The sequence below is a fragment of the Pseudomonadota bacterium genome, assembly GCA_016195085.1.
GTDB lineage: Bacteria > Pseudomonadota > Alphaproteobacteria > SHVZ01 > SHVZ01 > JACQAG01.
The window spans coordinates 1-1,145 of record JACQAG010000062.1; the positions used below are offsets into that span (position 1 = coordinate 1).

The 1,145-nt window shown below is 68.7% G+C and carries 2 protein-coding genes; both read left to right on the top strand.

Going from position 1 to position 1,145, the window contains the following annotated elements:
• On the top strand, positions 1–555 hold a 555-nt coding region (locus HY058_18260; GenBank protein ID MBI3499243.1), incomplete at its 5' end, for a PD-(D/E)XK nuclease family protein.
• Between the two features lie 105 nt (positions 556–660).
• Positions 661–987, top strand: a complete 327-nt coding sequence (gene trxA, locus HY058_18265) for a thioredoxin TrxA (protein ID MBI3499244.1) — start codon at positions 661–663, stop codon at positions 985–987.
• Positions 988–1,145 lie beyond the last annotated feature (158 nt).

Sequence of the window (1,145 nt, forward strand, 5' to 3'; positions counted from 1 at the left end):
CCTTCGCGGCCCGAGACCGAGCCGAGCGTGGTGTCGCCGCTGGGTGCCGGCGAGAGCCATGCCTTCGCGCGCGGCAAGCTCATCCATCGCCTGCTGCAGACCTTGCCCGATCTCGATGCCGGTGCGCGGGCGGCGGCCGCACGCCGGCTGCTCGCGCGCCCGGCCTACGGGCTTTCGTCCGGCCAGATCGACGCGATCGCGGCCGAGACGCTGGCCGTGCTCGCCCATCCGGAATTCGCCGCCGCGTTCGAGGGGCCGGGCCTTGCCGAAGCGGCAATCGTGGCACGGCTGGGCGCGCGTGCCTTGTCGGGCCGGATCGATCGCCTGTGCGTGCGCGACGAAGCGGTCTACGTCATCGACTACAAGACCAACCGGCCGCCGCCGGCCGACGTGAAGGACGTCGCACCCGTCTATCTCGCACAGCTGGCCGCCTATCGCGCGGCGCTTGCGCCGCTCTTCCCGGGTCGGGCGATCCGATGCGCGCTGCTGTGGACCCACGCACCGCGCCTGATGCCGGTTCCGGCCGCGATGCTCGACGGATTCGCACCTAACTGACTGATCGGGCGGGATAGTTTCTTTGAGGCCGGTGCGCCTTGACCGCGGCCTTGGCGCTTCCTACGTTCAAGGTCCTTCGATTCGCTGTTCTTTCGCGAGGCTTCCATGAGCGCCAACACCACCAAGGTTACCGATGCCAGCTTCCAGGCCGACGTCCTGCAGTCGACGGCCCCCGTGCTGGTCGATTTCTGGGCGGAATGGTGCGGCCCCTGCAAGCAGATCGCTCCGGCCCTCGACGAGCTGGCCGGCGACATGGCCGGCAAGCTGACCGTCGCCAAGATCAACATCGACGAGAACCCGAACACGCCGTCGAAGTACGGCGTGCGCGGCATCCCGACGCTGATGCTGTTCAAGGGCGGCGAAGTTGCCGCCACCAAGATCGGTTCGCTGCCCAAGAGCAAGCTCTACGAATGGGTGCAACAGAACGTCTGACCGCTTCCGGTCGCGACTTCGCGAACCCCGCGCCGGCCGCAAGGCCCGCGCGGGGTTCGTCGTTCCGGGGGTCAGGAAAGCTGTGCGTCGAGCCAGGCTGAAAGGCGCTGGCCGTAATGCGCCCAGGTGAATTCCTCGGCGCGCGCGCGGGCCGCGAC